Source organism: Selenomonas sp. oral taxon 138 str. F0429 (genome assembly GCF_000318175.2).
Classification (GTDB): domain Bacteria; phylum Bacillota; class Negativicutes; order Selenomonadales; family Selenomonadaceae; genus Centipeda; species Centipeda timonae.
In genome coordinates this window covers 61472-84677 of sequence record NZ_KB290930.1, presented here as the reverse complement: position 1 = coordinate 84677, position 23206 = coordinate 61472, and the positions used below count along the sequence as shown (strand labels likewise).

General features: G+C 59.5%; 19 protein-coding genes, 1 tRNA gene and 1 other RNA gene. 19 read left to right on the top strand and 2 right to left on the bottom strand.

The genetic code is table 11. The annotated features are described in order from the left end of the window. Positions 1 to 8: 8 nt before the first annotated feature. From HMPREF9163_RS01945 to HMPREF9163_RS01885, 13 genes are all read left to right on the top strand, one after another. Positions 9 to 4334 carry a translocation/assembly module TamB domain-containing protein gene (locus tag HMPREF9163_RS01945; protein WP_009439949.1) on the top strand — a complete coding sequence of 1442 codons (4326 nt, stop codon included), beginning with the start codon at positions 9 to 11 and terminating at the stop codon, positions 4332 to 4334. 37 nt (positions 4335 to 4371) lie between these two features. Beyond that, the gene (locus HMPREF9163_RS01940) at positions 4372 to 4998 is read left to right on the top strand and encodes a sigma-70 family RNA polymerase sigma factor (RefSeq protein ID WP_009439948.1); all 627 of its coding nucleotides are present in this window, start codon (positions 4372 to 4374) and stop codon (positions 4996 to 4998) included. Positions 4999 to 5085: 87 nt separating this feature from the next. After that, a complete protein-coding gene (locus HMPREF9163_RS01935; protein ID WP_009439947.1) occupies positions 5086 to 5628 on the top strand; it encodes a hypothetical protein in 543 nt (180 codons plus the stop codon). A 72-nt stretch (positions 5629 to 5700) separates the two neighbouring features. Then, a complete protein-coding gene (locus HMPREF9163_RS01930) occupies positions 5701 to 7641 on the top strand; it encodes an outer membrane protein assembly factor (protein WP_009439946.1) in 1941 nt (646 codons plus the stop codon). 2 nt (positions 7642 to 7643) lie between these two features. Next, positions 7644 to 8951, top strand: coding sequence for a hypothetical protein (locus HMPREF9163_RS01925; RefSeq protein ID WP_009439945.1), 1308 nt, complete (start codon positions 7644 to 7646; stop codon positions 8949 to 8951). An 11-nt stretch (positions 8952 to 8962) separates the two neighbouring features. Further along, entirely contained in the window at positions 8963 to 9916 is a 954-nt protein-coding gene (locus tag HMPREF9163_RS01920) for a glycosyltransferase family 2 protein (protein WP_009439944.1), read from the top strand. Next, positions 9909 to 11366, top strand: coding sequence for a glycosyltransferase family 39 protein (locus HMPREF9163_RS01915; protein WP_009439943.1), 1458 nt, complete (start codon positions 9909 to 9911; stop codon positions 11364 to 11366). Before HMPREF9163_RS01920 ends, HMPREF9163_RS01915 begins: the two co-directional genes overlap by 8 nt. 88 nt (positions 11367 to 11454) lie before the next feature. Further along, entirely contained in the window at positions 11455 to 11856 is a 402-nt protein-coding gene (locus tag HMPREF9163_RS01910; RefSeq protein ID WP_009439942.1) for a hypothetical protein, read from the top strand. Between the two features lie 87 nt (positions 11857 to 11943). Next, positions 11944 to 12408: an OmpH family outer membrane protein gene (locus HMPREF9163_RS01905; RefSeq protein ID WP_009439941.1), complete on the top strand. Its 465-nt coding sequence runs from the start codon at positions 11944 to 11946 to the stop codon at positions 12406 to 12408. Positions 12409 to 12520: 112 nt separating this feature from the next. Continuing rightward, positions 12521 to 13576 (top strand): hypothetical protein, encoded by a 1056-nt coding sequence (locus HMPREF9163_RS01900; protein ID WP_009439940.1) that lies wholly within the window; start codon positions 12521 to 12523, stop codon positions 13574 to 13576. Between the two features lie 38 nt (positions 13577 to 13614). After that, a complete protein-coding gene (locus tag HMPREF9163_RS01895; RefSeq protein ID WP_037345688.1) occupies positions 13615 to 14049 on the top strand; it encodes an OmpH family outer membrane protein in 435 nt (144 codons plus the stop codon). Positions 14050 to 14061: 12 nt separating this feature from the next. Beyond that, positions 14062 to 15087, top strand: coding sequence for a UDP-3-O-(3-hydroxymyristoyl)glucosamine N-acyltransferase (lpxD, locus tag HMPREF9163_RS01890; protein WP_037345686.1), 1026 nt, complete (start codon positions 14062 to 14064; stop codon positions 15085 to 15087). Between the two features lies 1 nt (position 15088). Next, positions 15089 to 15955 (top strand): lysophospholipid acyltransferase family protein, encoded by an 867-nt coding sequence (locus tag HMPREF9163_RS01885; RefSeq protein ID WP_009439937.1) that lies wholly within the window; start codon positions 15089 to 15091, stop codon positions 15953 to 15955. A 76-nt stretch (positions 15956 to 16031) separates the two neighbouring features. Here the strand turns inward: HMPREF9163_RS01885 and HMPREF9163_RS01880 are convergent, their stop codons facing one another. Both HMPREF9163_RS01880 and ssrS read right to left on the bottom strand, forming a co-directional pair. After that, the gene (locus HMPREF9163_RS01880) at positions 16032 to 18536 is read right to left on the bottom strand and encodes a cell division FtsA domain-containing protein (RefSeq protein ID WP_009439936.1); all 2505 of its coding nucleotides are present in this window, start codon (positions 18534 to 18536) and stop codon (positions 16032 to 16034) included. A 143-nt stretch (positions 18537 to 18679) separates the two neighbouring features. Then, a non-coding RNA gene (ssrS, locus tag HMPREF9163_RS11565) (6S RNA) lies at positions 18680 to 18855 on the bottom strand. A 210-nt stretch (positions 18856 to 19065) separates the two neighbouring features. On the opposite strand from ssrS, the gene dhaL reads away from it, so the two are divergent. The 6 genes from dhaL (at position 19066) to HMPREF9163_RS01850 (ending at position 23063) form a co-directional block, all read left to right on the top strand. Beyond that, on the top strand, positions 19066 to 19689 hold the full coding sequence (dhaL, locus tag HMPREF9163_RS01875) for a dihydroxyacetone kinase subunit DhaL (protein WP_009439934.1): 624 nt from the start codon (positions 19066 to 19068) through the stop codon (positions 19687 to 19689). Between the two features lie 28 nt (positions 19690 to 19717). Next, on the top strand, positions 19718 to 21187 hold the full coding sequence (gene gltX / locus HMPREF9163_RS01870; RefSeq protein WP_198142763.1) for a glutamate--tRNA ligase: 1470 nt from the start codon (positions 19718 to 19720) through the stop codon (positions 21185 to 21187). A gap of 72 nt (positions 21188 to 21259) precedes the next feature. After that, positions 21260 to 21334, top strand: a tRNA-Glu gene (locus HMPREF9163_RS01865). A gap of 79 nt (positions 21335 to 21413) precedes the next feature. After that, complete coding sequence (locus tag HMPREF9163_RS01860; protein ID WP_009439932.1) at positions 21414 to 22172, top strand: sulfite exporter TauE/SafE family protein; 759 nt, start codon at positions 21414 to 21416, stop codon at positions 22170 to 22172. Between the two features lie 34 nt (positions 22173 to 22206). Beyond that, a complete protein-coding gene (locus tag HMPREF9163_RS01855; RefSeq protein WP_009439931.1) occupies positions 22207 to 22611 on the top strand; it encodes a rhodanese-like domain-containing protein in 405 nt (134 codons plus the stop codon). Between the two features lie 35 nt (positions 22612 to 22646). Next, complete coding sequence (locus tag HMPREF9163_RS01850) at positions 22647 to 23063, top strand: rhodanese-like domain-containing protein (protein WP_009439930.1); 417 nt, start codon at positions 22647 to 22649, stop codon at positions 23061 to 23063. Positions 23064 to 23206: the final 143 nt, after the last annotated feature.

The following is a 23206-nucleotide window of genomic DNA, read 5'->3' as shown; positions in this document are numbered from 1 at the left end:
GGTTTGCTATGAGACGGAAGGCGTATATCGGGGCGGCGGTGATCGCCGCCGTCCTCGTCTGCGCAGCAGTTCTCATCCATATCGTACGCGCTCAGGCATTCATGGCTGAGGCGGGACAGATGGCAGAGCGTCTCGTGGCGCAGAAGCTGGGAACGGCTGTGCACATCGGTGCGGTGGAGATCCGTTCTCTGCACGAATTGAAAATGGACGATGTCGTAATCTACGATAAGCAGGCGGAGGCTGTGCTCCGTGCCGATGAGGCACGGGTGACGCTTCGTCTGCTTTCTCTGCTTTCATCGCCCGAAACCTCGATTGACGAGATCCTGCTCACGGGCGCGCATGCGGACATTGTGCAGCGCGCGGACGGCTCGTGGAATTATGATGATATCGGCGCGGACGACAGTCAGCCGAGCACGTTCGAGGGGCGCATCCGCACGGAGGGCGGTTCGGCGACCATTGTGACAGATAGTCGCACGTACGAGCTGACGGAGATTGCGGGGGCAGTGGAGATCGACCGCAGCGATGTCTCCTATGAGGCGACGGGAGCCCTTTCGGGGGTGCCTCTGCGTGTGCGCGGCGCGTATGTCGGCGGGAACCAGGAGCTCTATCTCAGTTCCTCAGATACGGATTTCATGCAGCTGCGTCACCTCCTGCCGGAAAACTCTCTGTCCGAGGAGTTGCAGCTCTCGTCTCTGCACGCAGATGCCGTGCGGATGGAACTGCATCGCGTGGACGGGGTGCTGACGCTGGACGGCCGCATCGACGGTATGCGTGGCGCGGCAGATGTTTACGGGACGCAGGTGCAGCTGGAGAGCTCAGCACTGCGCTTCAATGAGCGCGCAATTTTCGTTGCTGCGACAGTGGAGGCGGCGGAGCAGCGCGCGCGTGTGGACGGGACGATTCGGCTCGATACGGATGCACCTTATCTTGATCTCACTGTGCGTGCGCAGGATTTCGCCGTTGACCGCATTCTCGCGGACAGCCCCTATCAGGGGGCTGTGACGGCAGATCTTCACGTGAAGGGGACGCTTGCGACGCCGATTGTCACGGGGAAACTGACGGCGGCGGAAGGGGCGGTGAACGGGGTCTCCTTCCGAAATGCGGCGGTGGATGCTGCCTATGCTGACGGCACAATTTCGTTCGAAAATCTGACGGCGGAGGCGTTCGGCGGGACGCTCTCGGGCACGGGTGTGTTTACTGCGGAGAAAAATACCTACACGGCGCATCTGACGGTCGACAATGTCGCACTTGCGGGGCTGCGCTCCCTCTCAGTGTCCCTGCCCGAGGGGCTGAACGGTACGCTGCACGCCGATCTTGGCATCGACGGGCAGATGGGGGAAGCTCTCACGGTCCTCGGCAGCGCCGCACTCTCGGACGGCGTGTACCGCAACATTCCCGTGGAGCGTGCGAATGCGTCCTTTATGCTGCGCGGGGACGATCTGACGATCGATTTCCTCAGTGCGAAGCTGCCGAATGAAACGGAGCTGGGGGTAGAGGGGCATATTATGCGCGGCTCTGCGCTCAATCTGCGCTTCTACGGCGCGCATGCCGATCTCGCGCTGCTGAATTATCTCGACGAACGCCTCAGCTTCTCTGGGCTTGCGGATTTCTCGGGCGAGGTTCACGGCGATATTCATGATCCGCAGGTCGATATGCAGGTCTCCGCGACGAATGGCGATCTCATGTATCAGCCGTTTGACAGCCTGCTTTTCCGTGCGGATGGCTCGCTCTCGGGCATCGGCATCTATGATTTTTCGATGGAGCGTGGCGGACGTGAGGTCTGGCTCGTGAACGGAACGATCGGCTTTACGGGCGAGCGGCGCATCGATCTTCAGATTGATACGATGGGCGCGCGCATGGAGGACGTGGCGGCGCTTGTTGCGCCCGATCAGCCGATCACGGGCAACATCGACAATATCATCAAGTTCACGGGGACGCTTGACAATCCGCATGCGGTCGGCTATGTTCACTTCTATCGCGGCAGCTATGCGGGCGCGGTGCTCTCAGGTATGGACGGCGACTACTTCCTCGATAACGGCATCATCCGCGTGCAGGTCTTCCACATCTATTCGCCGATGGTGGATATGGTGCTGAACGGCACAATCAGCGCGCAGGGCGTGCTTGATTTCGATGCTGAGGTGCGCGATCTCGATATGAAGCGATTCGAGCACAAGCTGCCCTACGAGGTCTCGGGGCATGGCGTCTTCAACGGCAAGGTGGGGGGCACGATCTCCCATCCTATTTTCCGCGGGAAACTGAAGGCGGACGAGATCACGATGAACGGCGTGGAGCTGCGCGAGATTACCAGCTTTGTCCACTATGAGAACGGCATCATCGACATGGAGCGGACGGGCTTCCGTCAGGGGACGGAAGGTTCTGTGTCCGCGCGTCTGCGCTATGATACCGAGACGCGCGCCCTGCGCGGTACGATGAATATTGACAAAATGGATGTTACGGCGCTGCTCGCTCTTGCCAATCAGCAGGAGAGCCGCATTACGGGAACAATCACGAGTGCGGTGCAGCTCGGCGGTACGCTGGACAATCCGTCGATCGATCTGACGGGTGCAATCGAAGAGGGGGCGATTGCCTCCTATCCCGTGCGCGATGTTGCGCTTGACGTCTCGCTCGTGGATCGCGTGCTGACGCTCCGTAAGTTCTCGGGGACGCAGGGGAGCGGTTCGTTCTCTGCTGTCGGTACGGCAGATTTTGACGGCGCGGCAAATGTGGACATCACGGCGACGGATATTGCGCTTGGGATGTTTACGCGCTTTGCGGGTACAGAGCAGGAGGTGACGGGTACGGTGTCGCTGACGGCGCATATCGGCGGGCAGACGCGGCAGCCGGAGGCGGATCTGAAGCTGACGGCGAAGAACGGCGGCACGAATGGCGCGACGTTCGATGAGATGGCGGGAGAGGCGCAGCTGCGCGGCTCTGTGATCCACCTGAATCAGCTGACGGTGACGAAGTATATCGACGGCATTGCCTACACGGCAAGTGCGCACGGCACGCTGCCCCTGCGTGCGCTCACAGCGGATCGCGATGAAACGCTGGATGCCTACGATCAGCTCGATCTGACGATTGCACTCGACAATGCCGATCTCTCGCTCATTCCTGTGTTTTCCAATCAGGTGGAGTGGGCGCTCGGACGTACGGAGGGCAGTCTGAAGGTGCATGGGACGCTTTCCGCCCCTCGTCTTACGGGCACGCTGCGCGTTGTGAACGGTGCGGTGAAGCTGCGCTATTTCGAGCATCCGGTGACGGATATGCAGCTGCGGATTGATGCGCTCGGCGAGAGCATTTCTGTGCGTGAGTGCACGGGCAAGATGGGCTCGGGCACCTATATGCTGACGGGGCGTACGGAGCTTTCGGGCACGGAGCTGCGCTCCTATGATTTCACATTCGTGATGAATGCGCTCGAGATCAAGACCTCGTTCTTTGAGGGACCTCTCAGCGGCACGCTGCGTCTGAATGAGGGCGAGTACTGGGGCGAGACCCTGCCAAAGCTCTCGGGAACGATTGACATCAACCGCGCGCTCGTCTCGATCCCGTCGATTCCTGAGACGGACGACGAGCTCCCGCACATCATCCTCGATGTGGGGCTGACGGTGGATCGCTATGTGCATTTCTTCAGTCCGAACCTCTATGATATTCATCCGTCGGGCTCTGTGCATTTCGGCGGTACGACGCGTCACCCGCATACGACGGGCATGATTGGCGTGCGGCGCGGCGATACGGTGAGCTATCTGCGGACGGTGTTCAAGATCCGCGAGGGGACGGCCACGTTCAACCAGCCGGAGTCGTTCCTGCCGGAGATTGCGTTCTATGCGGAGGCACGTCTTACGCACACGCGCGTCTTCCTCTCGGCGCACGGGCCGCTCGACCATATGGATTTCCGCCTCGGATCGAGCCCGGAGATGTCTGAAGAGGAGATCATCCGCATGCTGACGCTGCGCAGTGCCTATCGGAGCGGCGAGGGAAACATTACAGCGGCGGATGTGCTCTCGATCGGTCTGCAGATGAGCATCCTCTCGGAGGTGGAGGACTCTGTGAAGAACTTCCTCCATCTCGATGTGCTTCGCCTCTCGAGTGGGAGCGGCGCGCTCTTTGAGACAAAGGATGACGAGGCGGTGCGGCAGAACGAGAACGAGTACAATGTCGAGATCGGAAAGTATTTCGGCGACCGCGTGCTCCTGCGCTATGTGCAGGGGCTCGGCGCGGCGTCGGATACGCATCGGATCGGCATTCAGTATGACTTCAATGACCGCTTCGGCATCTCGTATGACCGCGAGGGCTCGGATCAGCTCATCAGCGTCGAGGCACGGTTCAAGTTCTGATCCCGTCGTATTATGTTTTTGAAAAGGAGGTGTGCCCGTGTTTTCGGATTATGTAAAGAAGCTCGCCGACGTGCAGAAACTCACGCCGACAGAGGAGGGGGAACTCTGGCGCGCCTATAAGGAGCGCGGCGATGAGGCGGCGCGGCGGAGGATCATCGAGTCGTATCAGCCGCTCGTCTTCCGTGAGGTCATGCCCTATCGCGCGCTGCCCGCCGTGATGGATGCGGTGCAGGAGGGGACGATTGGTCTGATCGAAGCGGTGGAGCGCTATGATCCCACGCGCGGCGTAGCGTTCAGCCTCTACGCTGTGCATCGCGTGCGCGGGCGCATTCTGGACTTTCTCCGCCGTGAGGGGCGGGTCGATCTGCCGTGCCTCGAGGCGGAGACGGAGGCGTACGAGACGGCGAAGGAGCTGCTCGTCGACGAGTGTCCATCAGTTGCGGAACTCGCGGAGCATCATGCGCTTGTCGGCGTGCTCGGCGCTGCGATGGAGCGCCTGCCAGCGCGGGAGCGCCTTGTGCTCGAGGGTGTGACGATCGGTGGCGCACGAGCGCAGACAATGGCGGAGTCGCTTGGCGTGACGCCGGCGCAGATCTACCGTCTGCAAAAAAACGGAATTCGTCGCATTCGCGGGATGCTCTCGCGCTTTATGCAGCATTGGTAGTTTCTTAGCACTTAGTACTACGTTTTAATTTTAACATCTTGAATCCATCCTATAGAGTGTAGTATAATTCCGAAAGGAGGTACGGTGATGGCTGCAGACCGCAGAGAGCGCGCGAAATCTATCCGTGCGGCACGGGACTGGCTTACGGGCGCAGAGCATGCGCTCGCGGGCGAAGACGATCTTGCGGGCGATCTGAAACTCATGCTTGCGCGCGCAGAGCTTGCGCGTATTGCAGCGGATCGCCGTGCGCGTCTGAGACGCCTTGCCCTTTGGTTGCTGCCGACGGCTGCTGCGGCAGTTGGGCTCGCATACTTCGTGTGGGGCACACCGCCTGCAGAGGAGATGGCGATGCCGCCGCCCGTGCACCGCACGGAGCGGGATGTGCCCGCCGCTGCGGTGGATGCCGTGGAGGATGCAACGCCGCTAACGAAGACAGCGCCCGCAGAGGCACTGTCGAAGGAGATGCCTGCGGCGGATGCAGAGCGCGTGCAGCCGCAGACACAGCCCGCCGCTGCGACCGTGACTGCACAGGCATCTGTGCAGAGCACAGCGCCTGCGCAGCGTCCGCAGATGCCCGATGCCGATATGCAGCGACTCATGCAGGTCGGCGGAAAAATTTTACGAGAGTAGTCGATCATTTCCCCGCATTGCGGTCGGATTGAAATAGTGCGCCAAGGCGCACATATCTAGGAGGTTTCGCCTTTGAACAGCAAGAGATATCAGAGACTCACACTCGCCGTCGCGCTTGGCGTCGGCGTGTCCGCCGCGGCGTTGCCGCATGGCTTTGCCGCAGAGGAGGGGACTGCGCAGGAGAGTGCCGCTGTGGTGACAGAGGCACCCGTGCTGAGCGATGCTGCGCCATCTGCCGTAAGCAACACTGCGGACGCTCCGGTTGCGAATGCACCCGCGCTGACGACCACATCTGCGCCCACGTCCTCGGATGAGCGTGCTGCCGCATGGGCGGCAAAGCGTCCTGCTGAGGATGAGATCACGAACTACCTTGCAGCGCAGGTGGGCAAGACGATTATGGAGATCAAGTTCAACGGTGCGACGGAGGCGACAGAAGGGGCGGCGCGCGCTGCACTCACGATGCACGTGGGTGACGCCGTGACCGAGGAGGGACTGGTGAAGGATCGCGATGCGATCTACGCAACGGGCTATTTCTACGATCTCTATCCGACCTTTGAGCAGGTACCCGAGGGCGTTGTCCTGACTTACAATGTGCTCGAGAATCCAGAGCTCAAGGAAGTGAAGATTGAGGGCAACACGGTCGAATCCACGGAGTCTCTGATGGAGCTCATCACGGTCAAGAACGGTGAGCTGCTGAATTCGCGCACGCTGCAGGAGAATGTGCAGGCGATCCAGGAGAAGTACCGGGCGGATGGTTACATTCTTGCAAAGATCACGGATCTCAACATCGCGCAGGACGGCACGCTCACGATCAAGATCAGCGAGGGCACACTCGAGGGCTATAAGGTCAAGGGCAACAAAAAGACGAAGGAATACGTCATCCTGCGTGAGATGCGTCAGAAGGTCGGTGAGCCGTTCAATGCAAATCAGGCGCGCCGCAGCATGCAGCGTGTCTACAACCTTGGCTTCTTCGAGGATGTCAATGTCAAGATGAACCCCGGCGTTGAGCCGAATGCGGTCGTCATGGAGATTGATGTCAAGGAGAAGCGCACGGGTTCGTTCGGCATCGGTGCAGGCTATTCAAGCGCTGACGGCATGGTTGGGACGCTGAGCGTCAGTGACACGAATTTCCGCGGGATGGGCGATACGATCAGCATCACCTATGAGATCAGCGGCGATGATACGGATGCGCGCGGCTATACGTTCATGTACCGCCGTCCGTGGCTCGACAAGAAGGAGACGGCAGGTACACTGCGCATCTACAACCGCACATACGAGTACGATGACTACGATGAGGACGGCAACCACAAGGAGTCGTTCATGCGCAAGTACTCGGGCGGTGAGGTGACGATCAGCCGTCCCATGAGCGAGTATTCGACGAATTTCGTCACGCTCCGCAACCGTCAGGACAAGTATGTGAAGCATACGGAGACGGGCAACGCGGGCAACCGCAGCAACAATACGGCTTGGATTAACAGCAATTTCGGCACAACGCGCAGCATAACGCTCGAGCACGTGACGGATACGCGCGATAATGTCTACGAGCCGACGATGGGGGCGCGTGCCTCTCTCTCGGCAGAGTTCGCAGGTTTTGGTGGTGACTTCAACTACCAGAAGTACATTGCAGGGGATACCCACTACCTCAAGGCGGGGCGTTCGCAGGTCTTTGTTCTGCGCGGGCAGTACGGCATCAGCCGCGGCTCGATCTCGGAGTACAGCCAGTTCCGCATGGGCGGTCAGGATACGATCCGCGGCTACCGCGAGGATCAGTTCCGCGGGACACGCATGGCGCTCGCCTCGATTGAATACCGCTTCCCGATCGTGTCGAAGGTGACGGGCGCACTCTTTGCGGACTACGGTGGCGCATGGAGCGATGGCTTTACGCCGGAGAATATGTACGGGAGCATCGGCATCGGGCTCGGGCTCAACACGCCGATCGGTCCGCTGCGCCTTGACTACGGTCGTGGTTCGCAGGGCGGCCGCGTTCACTTCCGCGTCGGCGGCACGTTCTGATAATGCAGGCTCTTGTGCCTGGGCGCATCTGGGCGATCGCCCTCCTCATTTTTGCAGCTTTCGGGTGTTTTGCCCACACATATGCCGCAGAGTCCTCCCGCGTGGAGGAGACTGCGGCTATTGTTGTAGGTGAGCGGGAGATTCCCTCCATTGTGCGAGCGCGCATGGAGCGCACGGTTGCGGCAATCGCGGCAGAGCGTATGGAGGGGCGCGTGATTACGACGGTCTCTGCGTTGGAGGAGGCGGAGATCATCGGCACGGTCTTTGACCGTCTGCTCGTTGGCTACACGGTAACTGGGGTCGATGTGCGTCCTGCGCAACGGACGGAGGTCATAATCCACCTTGCACCGTGGGCGGATACGATCCAGGGTGTTCATGTACAGATGGCGGTGGAGGGCATACCAGCCGCCGTTGAGGAGATTGTGCGCGCAGACCTTGCGGGTGTCAGCACGGTCTTTTCGGATGCTCTTGTGGGGCTGCCGCTTGCGGCGACGGACTGGGCGACGGGGGCGCTGAAACGCAGCTTGAACGCCTATATGGACGAACATCTGCCGGAGTTCCGCGCGGACTACGATATCGATGTCGATCAGACGGCACAGGTGCGTCTCACCGTCTATCCACGTCTGCCCGTTGTGCGGATCGTGGATCTCTCGATGCGTTCGGATACGATACCGAACGTGACGCTGCTCACGCAGCGCAGGGCGATGGAGACGGCGGCGAATCGCCTTGTCGGCGTGCCTGTCGCCTTTGTTGCGCGTCACCGTTCCGTGTTTGAACAGCAGCTGGCAGATGGTCTGGATGGCGCGGAAGGACTACGCCGACTCCATCTCACCTCACAGGTGACGATCACGCCGGGGGAGCGCATGGCGGTCATGAGCCGCACGGATACGATGCGCTATCGTCTTCGTCTGACGGGCTGGCTCGATATCGGGCGCACCTCGGAGAATCGCGGCTGGGATCGGCGCGACCTACACGTGCGCCTGCATGCAGGGCAGATGCTGAGTGCGCGCGATGAACTCTATGCGGAGACCGATGCCGCGCCCGAGGATGTGCGCTTTGACTGGCGCGTCGGCTATGCGCGTGAACTATTCCCGCATTTCACGGGTGATCTGCGCTACGATCTGCGCGATGACCGTCTCTCTGTCGCGGGGAGCTATGCGCTCCATCCGCGCTGGCTCGTGCGTTACGAGCAGTGGATGGATACGGGCGCATGGGAGTGGGAGCTGCGGGACAAGATGCATGATTTCCTCAGCGTTGGAGCGCTTGCAGACGGTCATGACAGGTGGCTACGTCTGATTGGAAATTTCTAGGGGGTGAAGCGGTGAAGCGTGTTTCGATTGTGGTTCCGGTCTACAACGAGGAGGACAATATTGCGCACTTTGTGCAGAGCGTGGAAAAGGTGATGGAAACGCTGCCCTATGCGTACGAGATCCTCTTTATCGACGACGGTTCCCGTGACCGCAGCCGCGAGATTTTGCGCGAAATGGGGGAGCGCGACCCGCATGTGCAGTCAATCTTCCTCGCGCGCAATGCGGGGCATCAGGTCGCGCTGACCTGCGGAACGGATCATGCAGACGGGGACGCGGTGATCACGATGGACGGCGATATGCAGCACCCGCCGGAGCTCCTGCCCGTCCTCCTTGCGAAGTGGGAGGCGGGCTATGAGATTGTTCAGACGGTGCGTCTGACGACGGAGGGCGCATCCATATTTAAGCGTCTTACGTCGAAATACTACTACCGCTTGCTCAACGCGATGACCGATGTGGAGATTCAGGAGGGCGGGTCGGATTTCCGCCTGATGGATCGCAAGGCGGTGCTTGCACTGCGCCGCTATCACGAGCACGCGCGCTTCATTCGCGGAATCGTGGGTGCGATGGGATTCCGCAAGACGACGGTGGAGTTTGTCGCGCCGGAGCGCTTTGCGGGGCAGTCAAAGTTCTCCCTGCACAAGATGATCTCGTTCGCACTCGATGGCATTCTTGCCTACTCGGTGCAGCCGCTGCGCGCTGCCTTCTACGTGGGCATATGCTCGGCACTGCTCGCAGTTCTGCTCTTTCTCCATGTGCTCTATGAGACGCTCCGTGGCGAGACAGTGGCGGGCTGGTCGACGATCGTCGTATGCAGTCTCTTCTTCGGCGGCATGCAGATGATGATGCTCGGCGTCTGCGGCGAGTATATTGCGCGCATTCTGCAAGAGGTGAAGAATCGTCCGCTCTATCTGATTGCGTCTGATAATCGACGTATGGGGGAGCAAAGGGAGGAAGGCAATGAATGAGCGGTTGACGAGCGGCGTTGCGATCCTGTGCCTTGTTGTACTCTATTTCTGGGGCAACGGGGCACTCGCCGTGACGGCACCCGTCGAGGTGAACTACGCACAGACGGCGAAGGAGATGTTGGCAGCGGGAGATTACCTCTCCCCGCAGATCTACGGGAACTATTGGTACGATAAGCCGATCTTCTTCTATTGGGAGCTGATTGCAGCGTTCTCCGTCTTCGGCGTGACGGACTTTGCCGCACGCTTCTTCCCCGCGCTCTTCGCTGCGGCGGGGCTCGTCTTGACCTATGTCTTTGCGCGGCGGCTCTACGATGAGCGGACGGCGTTCTGGTCGGCGATCATCCTCGGGACGGGCGTTCTCTATTCGGTGCTCGCAAAGCTGATCCTCACGGATATGAGCCTCTTTGTTTTCTTTGGCGGGACACTTGCGGCGTTCTTTGTCGGCTACTATGAGCAGGAGCGAAGATATTTCTATATCGCGTATATCTGTGCGGGGCTCGCCGTACTGACGAAGGGACCGATCGGCATCCTTCTGCCTGGGCTTGTGATCCTCGTATTCCTTGTACTGCGGCGCGATCTCTCCGCACTCGGACGTATGTGCATCCCCAGCGGTTTGCTCGTCTTTGCGGCGGTCTGCGCGCCGTGGTACGTCTATATGTATTTCGCACACGGGGCGGATTTCGTGAACACCTTCCTCGGCATTCACAATGTCCTGCGTGCGACGGTGTCCGAGCATGCAAAGTGGGATGTCTGGTACTTCTATCTCGGCATCTACTTTATCGGGATGTTTCCGTGGAGCTTCGCCCTGCCGCTCGCGCTCTATCGTGCGTGGTGCGTGCGTCCTGTAATTGACACGCGCACGCTGTTTCTCCTTGTCTGGGCGATTGTCGTGCCCGTGTTCTTTCAGTTCATGGCGACGAAGTACCCAACGTACAGTTTCCCTGCATTCCTGCCAACGGCGATTCTGACGGCACGCCTCCTCGCAAAGAATACGCGCGTGCTGAAAGCCGGAGCGATCCTCGGCATGGGGCTCTACCTCGCCGTGGTCTTCGTCGTGACGAACTACTCTGAGGGCGACGGACATTTCAGTGGGAAGGGGGCGGCGGCAATCCTCGCGCAGACGATGAAGCAGGAGGATCTCCTCGTCTGTTATGGCGACTACACGGCGACCGTGCCCTACTATACGGGGCATACGATGTACGCGCTCGCGACGCGCGAGGAGATTGCGGCGCGTGCGCCGAAGGAGATGAGCTGGAACAGCAAGAATGTCATGCCTTTCCTGCCGCTGGATGAGCTGCCCCGCGATCGGACGGTGTATCTCGTCGTGGAGCGTCATGCGTTCGATGCGTTTGAGGAGAATCTTGCGGCGCAGGGCTGGGAAGAGCTCGGCGCACTGCCGCACGAGGGGCGGACGAAACTGCGTCTCTATCGACGGGCGGTGCAGCCGTGAGGAGTTCTTTTTTCTTCTTGAATGAACGTCTGGAATAGTGTATGATAAAAAGGTGTTTTGGAGAGTTTTATCGGAAAGAGGGAGTGTTATGATGAACGTCAGCAAACTTTGTCTTGTGGCAGCAGCATTTGCCGCCTCGTCCATGCTCATCGCGGGCTGCGGCGCAAAGACGGCGGAGCGTGCACCGGGACCCGGGGCTCTGCAAGCGGAATTCGATGCACAGAATGTCATCACGAAGGAGAATTTCGACAGCCTCCCGCCGGATCTGACGCTCAGCGATATGGAGGGGATGTACGGCAAGGCGACTTTCGTTCAGCAGAGCATTGTAGACGGTGTCTACAGCTCCACCTACCGCTTTCAGGACGGCTCTAAGACCGTGGATGTGACCTTTACGCATGAGAACTGGCTGAACCATCCGCTGAGCTGCCCAAAAATCACGGATATGGAGTTTTCGGAGATGCCGATGGTTGCATATCGTGCGACAAAATAATATTGAACTGCATGGCGCTCTTTGCTATAATGGGAGCGTTCGGTTGATTGGTTAACCGACAGGTCTGACAGAAAAGGAGATTTATTCATGATCAAATTGCAGCAGAAGCAGGTTAAGATTATCAGCATTCTCATCGCCGTCGTCTTCGTCGGCTCGGTGGTAGCACTCGCACTCACGCAGAGCGGCTCGGGCATCGCCTCGGCGGCAACGTCCTCCGTCGGCGTGGTGGACTATCGTCAGGTCGGCAGCCAGCACCCGCAGCTCGCAGCGGCAAACGCTGAGATGCAGAAGGCGTCGCAGGAGGCACAGGCGGATTTTGAGGCGAAGTCGGCGAATATGAACGATCAGGAGAAGTCGGACTACTATCAGCAGACGATGCAGCGTCTCCAGCAGAAGAACGAGGAGCTGATGGAGCCCATCGAGAAGAGCATTCAGGACGCAGTCAAGAGCGTTGCTGAGAAGAAGGGGCTCTCCGTCGTCATCGAAAAGGGCGCAGTCGTATACGGCGGGCAGGACATCACGCAGGATGTCGTCAAGCAGCTGAGCAAGTAATTCGCAGGGAATGTGCATAGGTACCGGGCAGAGCTCTGCTCGGTATATTTTTTAGGAATCACTGAATTTATCAGTGGTTCCATAAACTGGTAAATGTGGACGGAGGTGCGCTGTGGGAAAGCTGTGGCAGTCGAAACGCAGGGAAATTCTAGCGGGCGGCGCGTGCCTCCTCGTCCTCCTCGCAGTCTTTCTCCTTATGCCGGAGCGTGAAGTGCCTATGGAGGAGCGCGAGATCGGTACCGTGCGGATTGCAGAGGTACTTGCTGCACACCCCTCCTATGAACGCCTCACGGCACTGCGCGCCGAGGAGCGAACGCTCACAATGCTCCTGCGCGACCTGCCGAAGACGCCTGAGATCAAGCCGCCAGAGACCGACCCGGCGCCGTTTGAGGACTCCGTCTGGCAGAAGAACGCACAGGTCGTCATCTCGACGCGCGTGGAGCTCGAGCGCGAGCAGAAGCGTCTGACCGAGGTCTATCGCAAGCAGACGGAGGCGGACTACGAGGCACGCAAGAAGGCGATTGACGACGAGTATCTGAACGCCATCCTGAATATCAACCTCAAGATCGACAACCAGCGTGCCATGCATGGACCACAGGTCTCGGAGGAGGAGCTTGCACGCGAACGCGCCGTGTGGGAGCGTCAACGTGAGCTGCTGAAAGAGGAACGCGGCGCGCGGCAGATGGAGCTTCACCGTCAGTGGGAGGCAGAGATTCGCGCGCGCGTCGCCGCACGCATCGAGCCGCAGCAGGCGGCGTGGACGAAGCGTGCACGGGAGACCGTGGATGCGCAGAAGGCAGAAGCGGAGCGCATGAAGGCAGAGGTGGAAGAGCGCAGCGCACAGGAGATGGAGCGTGCGCTCGCCGCACAGGAGGGCAAGTCTGCTGTCTCTGCGCGTGCCATGCGCCTTGCCGCCGTGCGTGCGGAGGTGGATGCCCTCGAGGCGGAGATCATGCGCGACGTGCGCAGCCGTGCGGCGAAGCTCGCCCTGCAGCATCATCTTTCCCTCGTGCTCGCTTCTCCCGAGGCAGATGCGATGACGCTCCTGCCGGATACCGAGGCTTTTTCCCTGCGTAGCTATGCGCCGATCATCGGCACTGCGACAGTGGATCTGACGGCAGAGATGGTGCGTGAGATGGAGCGCATTGAGCCCGCTGCGGCACAATGAAATGCCCCTTTTTAACGATGGAAAGGACTAATTTACAGATGAAGTATACAAGCAAGGCGGCTGCCGCCGTCCTTCTTACCGCGAGTATGTTTGCTGCCGGCTGCGGTCAGGTTCATATCGGCACGATGGATCGCGAGCGTGTGCAGACGGAGGCGCCCCAGATCAAGGCGGTCGTCACCGAGGCGAATGAGAAGCTCATGGAGGCGCAGCAGGAGGCGCAGGCGAAGTTCGAGGCGAACCCGGCTATGACCACCGAGGAGGCGCAGCAGCTCCAGATGGAGACGCAGCGCAAGATGGCGGGGCTCAATCAGATGTATATGACCCAGTACGAGCAGAAGCTGAACGTAGCGGTGCAGGATATTGCCAAAGCGAAGGATCTGGACATTGTACTGGATGCAGGCTCTGAGAAAACACCGACAGTCTTCACGGGCGGTGTGGATATCACCGACGAAGTGATTGGAAAACTCCAATAAAGGAGCATGAGCATGGAAAAGACAGTCAATGAGATTGCAGCGCTCATCGGCGGCACGGTCAGCGGTGACGGCAATCGCGTGATTCGCAGTCTCGCCGCGCTGGATGAGGCGGGGGCGGACGATCTCACCTTTGCCGTTCCGCCGCATATCGATGCGGCACGCACGGCGGCACAGGCGGGCGCACTCCTCCTGCCGACGGGCACGGAGGGCTTTTCGTGTCCCGTCATTTTTGTTGCAGAGCCAAAGGCGGCGTTTGCAAAGCTGTTGACAATCTTTACTCCGCCCATTGAGCACGCTGTCGGTGTCAGTGACGAGGCGTATATTGGTGCGGACGTTCAGATTGGGGAGGGCGTCACGATCCTGCCCTTTGCCTACATCGACGATCACGCCGTCCTCGGCGCGGGTGTGACCGTCTATCCCCATGCCTATGTCGGGCAGTACTCTGTGATCGGCGATCATACGGTTATCTATCCGAGCGCGACTGTGCGCGAGCACTGCCGCATCGGGGCGCGCTGCACGATTCACAGCGGCGCCGTCATCGGTGCGGACGGCTTCGGCTTTACGACCGAGGCGGGCGTGCATACAAAGGTACCACAGGTCGGCGGCGTCGTCATTGACGACGATGTGGAAATCGGCGCGCACGTCGGCATCGACCGCGCGACCCTCGGTGCAACGGTCATCGGCAAGGGCACGAAGATCGACAACCTCGTGCATATCGGACATAACTGCAGCATCGGCGCGAACTGTCTCATCGTTGCGCAGACGGGTATCTCCGGTTCGACGAAGGTCGGGCACAACGTCACATTCGGCGGGCAGGTCGGCACGGTCGGTCACATCAATATCGGTGCGAATTCGGTCTACGCCGCGCGCTCGGGCATCATCGGCGACATGCCCGAGGGGGTCTTCTGCGCGGGATTCCCTGTGCAGCCGCACGCGGAGTGGCTGCGTGTGCAGGCGGCGATCCGGCGTTTGCCCGAGATGGTAAAAAAAATAAAGACCCTCGAAAAGGAGCTCGAGGGTCTGCGCGGGAAGAGCTGAGATGTTCTCCTACTATGTGATGAAGATTCTCAGCCGCCTCATCTGCCTGCTGCCGCACGGCGCTGCGATGGCACTCGGGGAGGGGGTGGCACGGCTCGCATGGATCTTTGTCCCTGCAAAGCGCAAGCGGCTTGCACGCGAGCAGGTCACGCGCTGTCTTCATCTTCCCAAGGCGGAGGCGGAGCGCATTGCGCGCGCGAGTACGCTGCGGTTCGGCCCGATGCTGATGGAGGTGCTGCGATTTCCCGTCATAAAGTCCCGTATGAGCGAATACGTTACGATCACGGGCGCGGTCGATGAGGTGCGTGCAGCAGCTGCGGCAGGCAAGGGGGCGATCTTTGCCACCTCGCACAGCGGCAACTGGGAGCTGATGGGCGGCGCGTTCGCCTGTGCGGGACTTCCTATCGTTGGGGTGGCAAAAAAGCAGAGCGCTCAGGGCATGGATCGCTTCATCAACGAGTACCGTGCGCTCGTCGGCATGCACATCACCTATCAAACGGGCGTGCGTGAGATGTTCCGCATGATCGATGCGGGGTGGATCATCGGGCTCATCAGCGATCAGGATCCAAGCCTGCGCGACGGTGTCATTGTCGACTTCTTCGGGCAGCCGACGAATGCGTTCACGGGTGCGGCGGCGATTGCCCGCCGCTGTGGGGTACCGATCTTTCCCGTCTTTATCCATCGTGAGCCGAACGGGCATCATATCCTCACCGTCGATCCTCCCATTCTGGTCGAGAAGACGGATGACCGCGCGGCGGATGTCCTGCGCGTGACACAGATTGTCAATACACGTATCGAAGAATGGATCCGGACATATCCCGAGGAGTGGTTCTGGTTGCACGACCGCTGGAAATCCCTGCGGAAGTAACGATCCATTTGAACGACTGAAAAAAGAGCAGAGAGTGCAGGAAGTCCTGCGTTCTCTGCTCTTTTTGTATGTCGGTTCAATCGTACCGCATCAGGGAATCGATGGTGATGGTACCGCTGCTCTGTGTCGATTCTGTCGTTTCTGTCGGTTGTGCAGGAGATGGTGTGTCCTGCTGCACGTCCGCCATGCGTGCACTATCCTGCACGATGCCTGCGCGTGCGGCGATGCTGCCAAGGATGGCGCTTGCCGCAGGGGCATTCCCGTCCTTCGACGCTGTCGCAGCATTCAGCGACTCGAGCGGCGTGAACGCGACCTCGAGGGTATCGCCCGTGCGGATGGGACTGGTGAAATCTGCTTTCGTACCGTTCACAAGAAGAGTGAAGGTGACGCGGCTCGTCGCGGCCGGGGGCGTGAAGCCGACGGCGAGGAGCGCCTCGCTGACGTTTGCGCTGCCCGTGCCCTTCTGATAGGTGATGACAGCGCCGTCCTCGACAATGGTGCCGGGAGATGCCTCACGCCCATTGATCGTGAGGGCAAAGCCGGACGCGGGCACATTGTGCTCCCGCCCCTCGTATGTGATCGTCGCATAGGAGGCGGCGGAGAGGTCGAGCACGGATTCGACGGTCGGAATCGCGGTCTCCTCGTACTCGATGATATCGCCCTCGTGCAGCATCGTGGAGAGCGGTGCGGCTACATCGTTCAGTGTGATATGAGGTTGCGTGGAGAAACGGCGCGCCTCGCCGTTGAGCGTATAGGAGATGCGCCGCCCCGTGGGCGGGAGGTTCGCTGCGCGCAGCACCTCGCCGAGCGTGCGCTCACGTCGTGAGACAATCACATCGCCGTCGCGCAGGATTGGGTCGCCTTCGGGAACGCTCTCGTTGACAAGGATGCTTGCGGTGACGGTTGTCTCCTCTCCGTTGAGGACGACAGTATAGCTGTCGATCGTGCCGATGATCTCGCTGAGACGTACCTCAGGCTGCGTTCCGTTCTCTCCCGCGACGAGCTTGATGCGGCAGTCATCGTGGATGGACGAGTCGAGACTCGCGCTCTTGCCGTCGATTGTGATCTGCGCGAGCGTACCCATCGTGCCGGGGAAGCTGCGGCGCTCCCCGTTCACGGTAATCATCAGCCCCATGCCGGGACGCCCGTTGTATTTGCGCAGACTGATGCCCGCTGCGAGCAGAGCATCGGAGACGTTGAGCTCGCGGAAGTTGAAGAGACTGTATTCGATGTCGTTGATCCAGACGGCGAGAAAATGCAGGGTGTTGATGGATGCGATCTTCAAAATGCCGAGCGGCGTAACCGCATCGGGGGCGTGAAGTTCTTCGGGCAGCTCTGCAACCCCGTCCACCTCGTCGGGCTGGCGCACGGCAACGCGCGCCTCGGGAATACCGAGCGCCGCTGCAACAAGCTCAGGCATCATGGGGGTGAGCGCACCGCCGCCGACGAGCATGACCGCCTGCGGCGGCTCGCCGTTGAGCTCGAGAATTTGCTTTGCAATTGCGTTTGCAAGGTTCTCCACACCCGGCTTGATTGCCGCGACAACCTGTTCTGCAGTCAGCGAGAGCTTCATGCCGAGGATGTCCGTGAATGAGACATCCTGCCCGTCCGCTGCCTTGCGCTTGATGTCCTCGGCAATGTTGAAGTCGAGGAGGTACTCGCGTGAAATCGCCTCCGTGATCTCGTCGCCCGCCATCGGCACCATGCCGTAGGCAATGACGGAGCCGCCACGAGTGATGGCGACGTCGGAGGTACCCGCGCCAATGTCCACGAGGACGAGGTTCAGATGGCGCATCGTGGGCGGGATGAGGACGTTGATGCCTGCGATCGGCTCGAGCGTGAGCGCGCGCATCTCGAGATGGGTCTCGCGCAGTGCCGACTGCATGGAGTCGACAACCTGCCGCGGGAGGAATGTCGCAATGACAGTCGCCTGTGCGTGTCTGCCGCGCTGACCGACGAGTGTCTTGAGCTCGTTGCCGTCGAGCGTGTAGCGGATCGTGCTGTAGCCAACGCAGTAGTAGCGTGTCGGGTCGTCAACTGTGTGCGAATGGGCGAGCTTCTTCTGTGCCGCCTGTACACCCGCAAAGTCGAGGTCGCGCTGCTGTGCGGGCGTAATCGTGCCCGTGATGTCCTGTTCTGCCTCGGCGGTCATCGTGTAGAGCGCGCGTCCTGCGGCGGCGACGGCGGCGCTGCTGAGTGCCCCCGTGCGCTCGGTGAGGCGGCGCTTGACCTCGCGGATGATGGCGGCGACCTGCGGTACGTCGTGAATCTGTCCGTCGAGCATGGCGCGCGTCTTGTGCTCCATGCGCTCGGTAGCGAGGATGTGGAGCAGGCCGTCGCGTTGCTCGGCGACGATTCCAATGACGCTGCGCGTGCCAATGTCGAGCGCAAAGACAAGTTCTGTGGGGCGCTCGCGGCGTGGTGCGGGATGCATCGCTGCGGTCTCATCCTTTTTTGGGCGGCCGCGCTTTTTGGCAGCGGTATCCTCCGTTTCCTCCTGCACGCGCTTTTTCGGACGCCCGCGTTTCTTTGCGGATGTGTCCGCAGTCATCTCTTCGTTCGTTTTATCCAGATCCGGCATTTCGATCTCCCTCGCAAACTAACGTATACTATCTCTATGTATTCGTTTCTTTTTAAAAAAATCCTGCCAATATGCACGCATGAAGGCATACAAAAAGGTCAGAACAGAGCCGCCGCAAGGGCAGTTCCACTCTGACCACAAGAGAGGGGTCTGAAATGCCGTATGACTTATATGTCTATACCTGCGTAAAGCAGGTGGGTACCCTAAGTCCGACTACCGCGTTCTCCGGAGGAGCGTCGCATTCACCGGAATCAATTCGGATTCCCTAAAAGATCTGTAGGTTAGACATTGCTAAGGCATACGCACACCTAAGGCTCACCTTCTTGTCCATTATGATAGCATAAAAAAAAGTACGTCGCAAGACTTGACAAATACAGGAATAACAATTTGTTGCAACAATTTGAAATCTGTCTTTTCGGAAAGCTTCACCGAAATGTCGGAAGCCTCTTTTCCTATGGAAAATCCCGTGCTATAATAATACATATGAGAATATGGAAGAATCTAATTTTGGGAAAGACGGTGCGATGAGATGGCAAATGTTCGCGACGCAGTCAATGCGGTCATCACCGCAATTATGGCGCAGAAGGATTATTTGACGGCGGTGGATGCCAAGACCGGAGATGGGGATCACGGTCTGAACATGGCGCGCGGCTTTACGGCGGCGAGGGAACGCCTGGCGGAGCTGCCCGCAGATGCGCCGGTGAAGGATGTGCTTCATCACATCGGACGCGCGTTCATCGAGAATGTCGGCGGTGCGGCAGGGCCGCTCTACGGCATCGGATTCGTGCGTGCGAGTGAGGCAGTGAACGATAAGACGCGACTCGATGTGCACAGCTTCGAGAAGCTCTTCACTGCGGGAATTGAGGCGATTCAGCGGCGCGGGCGCGCCGAGCGCGGCGACAAGACAATGCTCGATACGCTCATTCCGATCCGTGATGCGTTTCGCGCGGAGAATGCGGACGGGAAGAGTCTGCGGGAGTGCCTTGAGGAGGCGCTCAACGAGGGGCGTGCAGGTGCGGAGTACACGAAGACAATCGCGGCTCGCAGGGGGAGAGCTGCGCTCATAGGTCCGCGCAGCATCGGCATCGAAGACCCCGGTGCGATGAGCTCGCTCATCATGTTCCGCGCTCTGTGCAGCTATCTGCGCGGCTGATTTTTGAAGTTTTGGAGGAACTAGATTGATGACAGAGGTTCGCACGCGTTTCGCACCGAGTCCGACGGGCTATATGCACATTGGCAATCTGCGCACGGCGCTCTATGCGTATCTGTTTGCGCGCGCAAATGACGGGACGTTCATCCTGCGCATAGAGGACACCGACCGCAATCGCTATGTGGCAGATGCGGTGGACTTCATTCGCCGCACGCTGGATGCGGCAGGTATTGTGCCCGACGAAGGACCCGACGATATCGGCGGCGATTACGGTCCCTATGTGCAGAGCGAGCGTATGGAGATCTATAAGAAATATGCGGAACAGCTCGTGGAGAGCGGCCATGCCTACCGTTGCTTCTGTCATCATACGGAGGAAGCGGAGCCCACAGACGGCGAGAAGTCCTTCGGTGGATATCCACGCACCTGCCGCGACCTCAGCCCCGCTGAGGTGGAGGAACATCTAGCGCGCGGCGAGGAATACGTCATTCGTCAGAAGATGCCGCTCGTCGGGGAGACGACGTTCTACGACGTTCTGCACGGCAATGTCACAATTCCGAACACGGAGCTCGAGGATCAGGTACTCCTGAAGCGCGACGGCATGCCGACCTATAATTTTGCAAATGTGATCGACGATCACCTCATGGAGGTATCGCACATCATCCGCGGGACGGAGTTCATCACCTCGACGCCGAAACACGTGCTCCTCTATGAGGCGTTCGGCTGGGAAGCGCCCGTCTTCGTCCACCTCGCGCCTGTCATGGGGCGCGACGATGCGACGGGTAAGACGAGCAAACTTTCGAAGCGGCACGGCGCGACGAGCTTTGACGATCTCGTGCAGATGGGCTACCCCGCTGAGGCGATTGTGAACTATGTCGCACTCCTCGGGTGGAGTCCGAAGATAACGAATCAGGAAGTCTTCTCGATGGACGAGCTGATCGAAGCCTTTTCGCTCGAGGGGCTGTCGAAGTCGCCCGCCGTCTTTGACTATGACAAGCTCGGCTGGATGAGCGGCGAGTACTTCAAGGCGATGACGGATGAGGAGTTTGCCGCAGCCGCGCGTCCATTTGCAGGTGAGCTGCCCGTGCATCTCGAGGAGCAGTGGGGGGCGATTGCCGCCCTGCTGCGCACGCGCGTCACAAAGCTCGGCGATGTGCGCCCCGCGATTGCATTCCTGATCGAGACGCCGCCCTTTGACGTGCATCTCTACGAGAATAAGCGCAACAAGGTGACGCCGGAGGCGGCAAAAGAACTACTGCCCGAACTCATTACGATCCTTGCTGCGTTGCCCGCAGAGCGCTGGGAGAATGATCTCCTCTATGCACTGCTCGAGGAGTGCATAGAGCATGAGGGCTGGAAGAAGGGCACGGTCATGTGGGTTCTGCGCATTGCGGCTGCGGGTCAGGCGGTGACGCCGGGCGGTGCGACCGAGATCCTTGCCATCCTCGGCAGGGAGGCGGGACTCGCGCGTCTTGAGGCGGCTCTGGCACAGCTTTCCTCATAAAACGGAGCGCGGCGAAAAAATCGCTTGCGTTTTGGTAAATTCTATGATATAGTACCTCCTGTTGACATATGTGGCGCCTTCGTCAAGTGGTTAAGACACCGCCCTCTCACGGCGGGTTCATGGGTTCGAATCCCATAGGCGTCACCATCGCAATGAATGGGAGCTGCTGTGCAGCTCCTTTTATATTATAGGGGCGCAGCTTGCTGTGCCCCCGGTGGAGAATGCTATGCTCTTTCTGTCCATGCTCCTCATGGGGGGGGGCATTGGTTTTGTCGGAGCAGGCGGCAGCGGTGTCATCATCACGCTGCTCGTCGTTGGCTTTGGCATTCCCATTCATCAGGCGCTTGCGGTTGCGCTCGGCTCAATGGCGTTTACAACGCTCTCGGGCGCGATCAGTCACTATCGCGAGCGCGAGGTCGTGCCGCTGACGGGTGCAGTGCTTGGCACGGGAGGTCTCGTCGGTGCGCTGATTGGGGCGGTGCTCTCGAACCATATCGAGGCACCGAATCTGAGTCTCTTTACGGGGCTTATGCTCCTCTCAAGTGCATTTCTCCTCTACCTGCGCATCTATCAGGCGGAGTGGCTCGGACGGCAGATTTCCGTGCGTGAGGAACTCCTGACGGGGCGGCGTCTCTATCTTTACGGTCTGCCTGTCGGCTTTGTCTGCGGCGTGCTCTCAGGCGCATTTGGCATCGGCTCGGCAGCGTACATTCAGATTGCACTCATGGTCGTCTTCGGCGTGCCGCTCCTGCAGGCAATTGGAACGACGATGATGATCATCGTGCCGATCTCGATCAGCGGCGGCATCGGCTATGTTCTTTACGGACAGCTCGAGCCGTGGCTGTTTATCCAGACGCTTGTCGCACTCTCGGTTGGCTCGTTCGTGGGGGCGAAGCTGACCCATCTCGCACCGCTGCCCGTGTTGCGCTTCTGGATCGTTGCTCTGCCGACGATCGGCGGTTCGATTATGATACTCTTTCGATAGATCACCGCTTCTGCGGTGTTTTGGGGGGAAATCTATGAGAAAGATCTTGGCAGTCCTCGTGCTCCTCACGACGGCACTCTCCATCCTCGGCTGTGACGGAGATGTGGCAGAGGATCGGAAGGAGCAGGCGAAGTATCGCCGCATTACCGCTGATGAGGCGCAGATGCTCATGCAGCGGGAGCAGGATTATCTGATCCTCGACGTGCGCTCGCCCGAGGAGTATGCGGCAGGGCATATCCCGCATGCGATCAACATCCCGATGGAGCAGTTCGGCGAAGATCCGCCGAAGGAGCTGCCCGATCGGAATCAGATGATCTTCGTGTACTGCGTCAAGGGGATTCGCAGCATGAATATCGCGAACCGTCTCGCGCATATGGGCTACAAGAACATCGTCGAGATCGGCGGCATTCAGGATTGGCACGGGGAAATCGAGAAGTGAATTTATTGGTTGTTTTGTTGTAAGGAAGTTTTAATATGAAATTATTTGTAGCGTTGCTCCTTGGTGTTCTGGCACTCGGTATCTGTGGATGTGGGGGCGCCCAGCCCTCCGAGGCATCTGACGGAAAGGATCATGGCATGGCGGCATTTCAGCGTATAACCTCCGACGAGGCGGCGAAGATGATGGCGGAGGAGAAGAACTATATCATTCTCGACGTGCGGACGGCGGGCGAATACGCGGGCGGGCATATCCCGAACGCAATCAATGTGCCGAATGAGTCCATCAATACGACGCCGCCGAAGGAGCTGCCCGATAAGAATCAGCGCATCTTCGTCTACTGCCGCAGCGGTGCGCGCAGCATGCAGGCTGCGCAGAAGCTCGCGAACATGGGCTATACGAACATTGTCGAGATGGGCGGAATCAAGGACTGGCACGGAGAGGTTGTGAAGTGATTTGTTGAATCGCGGTCTTTTGATAAAATGAAGCGAGGTACACACACTGATGCCTCTGCACAAAAGCCCCGTTTCCCACTGAGGGAGCGGGGCTTTTCGTGTGTTTACCGTGCGCAGAACGCTTGCAGCTCTTCACGGAAGAT

What these genes read in the sequence shown, in the direction of transcription:
- HMPREF9163_RS01945 (WP_009439949.1), top strand. Translation starts at nt 9, where the DNA reads ATGAGACGGAAGGCGTATATCGGGGCGGCGGTGATCGCCGCCGTCCTC.
- HMPREF9163_RS01935 (WP_009439947.1), top strand. Translation starts at nt 5,086, where the DNA reads ATGGCTGCAGACCGCAGAGAGCGCGCGAAATCTATCCGTGCGGCACGG.
- HMPREF9163_RS01925 (WP_009439945.1), top strand. Translation starts at nt 7,644, where the DNA reads ATGCAGGCTCTTGTGCCTGGGCGCATCTGGGCGATCGCCCTCCTCATT.
- HMPREF9163_RS01915 (WP_009439943.1), top strand. Translation starts at nt 9,909, where the DNA reads ATGAATGAGCGGTTGACGAGCGGCGTTGCGATCCTGTGCCTTGTTGTA.
- HMPREF9163_RS01910 (WP_009439942.1), top strand. Translation starts at nt 11,455, where the DNA reads ATGATGAACGTCAGCAAACTTTGTCTTGTGGCAGCAGCATTTGCCGCC.
- HMPREF9163_RS01905 (WP_009439941.1), top strand. Translation starts at nt 11,944, where the DNA reads ATGATCAAATTGCAGCAGAAGCAGGTTAAGATTATCAGCATTCTCATC.
- HMPREF9163_RS01895 (WP_037345688.1), top strand. Translation starts at nt 13,615, where the DNA reads ATGAAGTATACAAGCAAGGCGGCTGCCGCCGTCCTTCTTACCGCGAGT.
- lpxD (WP_037345686.1), top strand. Translation starts at nt 14,062, where the DNA reads ATGGAAAAGACAGTCAATGAGATTGCAGCGCTCATCGGCGGCACGGTC.
- HMPREF9163_RS01885 (WP_009439937.1), top strand. Translation starts at nt 15,089, where the DNA reads ATGTTCTCCTACTATGTGATGAAGATTCTCAGCCGCCTCATCTGCCTG.
- HMPREF9163_RS01880 (WP_009439936.1), bottom strand. Translation starts at nt 18,536, where the DNA reads ATGCCGGATCTGGATAAAACGAACGAAGAGATGACTGCGGACACATCC.
- dhaL (WP_009439934.1), top strand. Translation starts at nt 19,066, where the DNA reads ATGGCAAATGTTCGCGACGCAGTCAATGCGGTCATCACCGCAATTATG.
- gltX (WP_198142763.1), top strand. Translation starts at nt 19,718, where the DNA reads ATGACAGAGGTTCGCACGCGTTTCGCACCGAGTCCGACGGGCTATATG.
- HMPREF9163_RS01860 (WP_009439932.1), top strand. Translation starts at nt 21,414, where the DNA reads ATGCTCTTTCTGTCCATGCTCCTCATGGGGGGGGGCATTGGTTTTGTC.
- HMPREF9163_RS01855 (WP_009439931.1), top strand. Translation starts at nt 22,207, where the DNA reads ATGAGAAAGATCTTGGCAGTCCTCGTGCTCCTCACGACGGCACTCTCC.
- HMPREF9163_RS01850 (WP_009439930.1), top strand. Translation starts at nt 22,647, where the DNA reads ATGAAATTATTTGTAGCGTTGCTCCTTGGTGTTCTGGCACTCGGTATC.